This is a genomic window from uncultured Microbacterium sp. (assembly GCF_963521695.1).
Taxonomy (GTDB): Bacteria; Actinomycetota; Actinomycetes; order Actinomycetales; family Microbacteriaceae; genus Microbacterium.
Genome location: NZ_CAUQWC010000292.1, coordinates 1 through 3,526 on the forward strand (window position 1 = coordinate 1; position 3,526 = coordinate 3,526).

The window sequence follows — 3,526 nt, forward strand, 5'->3', positions numbered from 1 at the left end:
CCTCGAGCTGGGCGCGGCTCTCGGTGGCCAGCTGGTACCAGTTGCTCGTGAGCTATTGGGGGGTGGTCTTTCCCGACAGATCGGCGAAGCTCGAGATCGAGTTGTCGGTGTCGGCGGTGACGACGACGCCGCGCGACACGGTGTAGGGGGTGCTGAAGGTGTACTTCTGCTCACGCTCGGGGTTGATCGACACCTGGTTGGCGATGACGTCGAAGCGTCCCGCGTCGAGCCCGGCGAAGATGGCATCCCACTGGGTCTCCTGGAATGTGACCTCGAGGCCGAGCTTCTCGCCGACGGCCTGGGCGATCTCGACGTCGAAGCCGGTCAGGTCGCCCGCGCCCTCGTGGTACGAGAACGGGCGGTAGGTGCCCTCGGTGGCGACGGTCAGGGTGCCGTCGGAGACGAGACCGTACTCGGATCCCGCTCCCGGCGTGGCCTCGGAGGTCGCACCGCCGCTGCAGGCGGTCAGCGCGAGGGCGCTCAGGCCCAGGGTGGCGGCGAGGACGGTCAAACGGCGACGGGGCATAGCTGTTCCAGACATGGTGATGGGGGGGGTGGCGCGATCGGCGCCCTCCAGCACAACACGGGCGCATGCCGGTCTCTTCCCGGATGACGTTGTGTTGCACGTTCGTGCGGGATGGGGGACGTGACGGGCTCGTGACGGAGGTCCTTGAGCCCGTCTAAGAGACCGGCTCCCGCGGCACAGAACTCCTCACGTCGGACAAGCGGCCAGCGGCGTCGACGACAGAGGTCCCTGAGCCTGTGGACGGGAGCGGCCGCACTGGGCACGGAACTCCTCGCGTCGAACGAGCGGCGAGCGCCGTAGACGACAGAGGTCCCTGAGCCTGTCGAAGGGACCGGCCCCCGCGGCACAGAGATCCGCGCGTCGAACGAGTGGCGTGGCGCGCGCCGCGCGTTCGGGCGGCGCATGCGGAAGCCCCGCCGGCACGAGGCACGGCGGGGCTTCCGGGTGACGCAGACGTCAGGCGATGACGTTGACGTCCAGCGGGATGCCGGGACCGAAGGTGGTCGAGACGGCGCCCTTCTGGATGTAACGGCCCTTCGAGCTCGAGGGCTTCAGGCGGACGATCTCTTCGAGAGCGACCTTGAGGTTCTCGTCGAGCTGCTCGGCCGAGAACGACGCCTTGCCGACGACGAAGTGCACGTTGGCGTGCTTGTCGACGCGGAACTCGATCTTTCCGCCCTTGATCTCCTCGACGGCCTTGGCCGGGTTGGGGGTCACGGTGCCGGTCTTGGGGTTCGGCATGAGGCCGCGGGGTCCGAGGACCTTACCGAGGCGACCGACCTGGCCCATGAGCTCGGGCGTGGCGACGGCGGCGTCGAACGACGTGTAGCCGGCGGCGACCTTCTCGATGAGGTCGGTGCCACCGACCTCGTCGGCGCCGGCGGCGAGAGCCGCCTCGGCCGCGGGGCCGTTGGCGAAGACGATGACGCGCGCGGTCTTACCCGTGCCGTGGGGCAGGATGACCGTGCCGCGGACCATCTGGTCAGCCTTACGGGGGTCGACCGAGAGCTTCAGCGCGACCTCGACGGTCGAGTCGAACTTCTTCGAGCCGGTCTCCTTCGCGAGGGCGACGGCCTCGGTCGGGGTGTAGAACGTGTCGGCCGCGATCTTCTCAGCAGCGGCGCGGAATGCCTTGGACTTGGTAGCCATTGTTATCTCCCTCAGTCCTCGACCGTGATGCCCATGGAACGGGCGGTGCCGGCGATGATCTTCGAGGCGGCCTCGATGTCGTTCGCGTTCAGGTCGGGCTGCTTCGTGGTGGCGATCTCGCGGACCTGGTCCTTGGTGAGCTTGCCCACCTTGACCGTGTGGGGCGTGGACGAGCCCTTGGCAAGACCGGCCGCCTTCTTGATGAGCTCCGCCGCGGGCGGGGTCTTCAGGATGAACGTGAAGCTGCGGTCTTCGTAGACCGTGATCTCAACGGGGATGACGTTGCCGCGCTGGGCCTCGGTCGCCGCGTTGTAGGCCTTGCAGAACTCCATGATGTTGACGCCGTGCTGACCGAGCGCCGGACCGATGGGCGGCGCGGGGTTGGCCGCGCCCGCCTTGATCTGGAGCTTGATCAGGCCGGTCACCTTTTTCTTGGGTGCCATATCCTTTTCCTCTCTCGAGCGGGGGCCTCGCGGCTCCCTCTCTCCCGCACACCCGGCGGTTCCGGGCAGCGGTCGTCACGCACTGACGCACGCAACCTCCCCATCATACGCGACGCCGCGCCCTCCGGCATCCACCGGTCTGCGCGCCCGGCCCGCTGCACCGTACACGCGCGCTTAAACGCTTCTGGCGCGCATAAACGCGCAAACAGCGTGTTTACACGCGCGGATCGTGTTTACGCGACCGGGCGCACGCCGTTCTCCACAGCCCCGGCATGCATCGCCGGTCAACCTGGCAGTCTCGCCGGATGGATGTCGTCCCTCGCTCGCTGCGCGCGTCACCGGCTCCCCTGCTCATGACCTCGGATGCGCCGCGGTCAGGGCCCCCACCTTGGCGGGACGATTCGCTGCGGCGGGTTCGCTCCGGCATCTACACGCTCCGTGCGGCATGGGACGCGTTGCCTCCGTGGGACCGCTATCTGGTTCGCGTCCATGCCTTCGCGCTCACGCGACCGGATGCCATGTTCTCCCACGAGTCCGCCGCGTCACTGCTCGGCCTCCCCACCTTCGGGCACCCCCGCACGATCCACATCTTCGATGCACGCCGCTCGCGATCGGTGAGTTACGGCGACGTCACTGTGCATACGAGCGCCGATGTGCGATCGGCGCGCAAGGTCGCCGGCATCCGCATCACCTCGGTCGAGGACGTGGTCATCGACCTTGCCCGCGTGTTACCGCCTGCGTTGGGCCTGGCGGTGGCGGATGCGGCGTTACGCGCATTCGCCGTCGACGGCGAGCGATTGCTCGATCGCGCCGCGGCGCAGCGGAACGGCTCCGGGCTGCGACGTCTGCTGTGGACGCTGACCAATGCCACACCGCTGGCGGAGTCGCCGGGCGAGTCCATCAGCCGCGCCGTCATCGGTTGGTGCGGGTTCCCCTCGCCCGTACTCCAGATGGAGCACCAGGTCGACGGGCGCCTCTTCCGGTCGGACTTCTGCTGGCCGGAGGAGCGGATCATCGGTGAGTCCGACGGTTGGCTGAAGTACAGCAACGAGGATGCCGCAGCGGCAGCCGAAACGGTCCGCGCGGAGAAGCGACGCGAGGACGCGCTGCGACGGCACGGGTGGCGCATCGCCCGATGGGACTACGCCGGGGCACTGGGAGTGGACCTGCTGCTCAGCGCGCTGACCTCCGCGGGCCTGCGAACGGTGCGACGCCCTCAGACGGCCGCACTGACCTCCGTGGGGAGAAACATCCGCTCGATGTGAGACGCGTAAACGCAATCGGCGCGTAGAAACGCGCTGACCACGCGTTTGCACGCGTGAATAGCGTTTATGCATGAGGTGGGCGGCACCGAACGCAACGGCACCGGCCGCCCCGCGCGGGACGCAGCGGCGCGGGACGCTCGGCG

At 68.4% G+C, this 3,526-nt stretch carries 3 protein-coding genes and 1 pseudogene; 1 reads left to right on the forward strand and 3 read right to left on the reverse strand.

Annotated elements, in window-relative coordinates; translation table 11 throughout:
* Positions 1–55: 55 nt before the first annotated feature.
* The 3 genes and pseudogenes from RWP81_RS15380 to rplK form a co-directional block, all read right to left on the reverse strand.
* Positions 56–526 (reverse strand): annotated as a pseudogene (locus RWP81_RS15380) (transporter substrate-binding domain-containing protein); the annotation flags it as partial.
* A 456-nt stretch (positions 527–982) separates the two neighbouring features.
* A complete protein-coding gene (gene rplA / locus RWP81_RS15385) occupies positions 983–1,675 on the reverse strand; it encodes a 50S ribosomal protein L1 (RefSeq protein ID WP_183420557.1) in 693 nt (230 codons plus the stop codon).
* A gap of 11 nt (positions 1,676–1,686) precedes the next feature.
* Positions 1,687–2,118: a 50S ribosomal protein L11 gene (gene rplK / locus RWP81_RS15390; RefSeq protein ID WP_013585556.1), complete on the reverse strand. Its 432-nt coding sequence runs from the start codon at positions 2,116–2,118 to the stop codon at positions 1,687–1,689.
* Between the two features lie 305 nt (positions 2,119–2,423).
* On the opposite strand from rplK, the gene RWP81_RS15395 reads away from it, so the two are divergent.
* Positions 2,424–3,383 (forward strand): hypothetical protein, encoded by a 960-nt coding sequence (locus RWP81_RS15395; protein ID WP_314457572.1) that lies wholly within the window; start codon positions 2,424–2,426, stop codon positions 3,381–3,383.
* Positions 3,384–3,526: the final 143 nt, after the last annotated feature.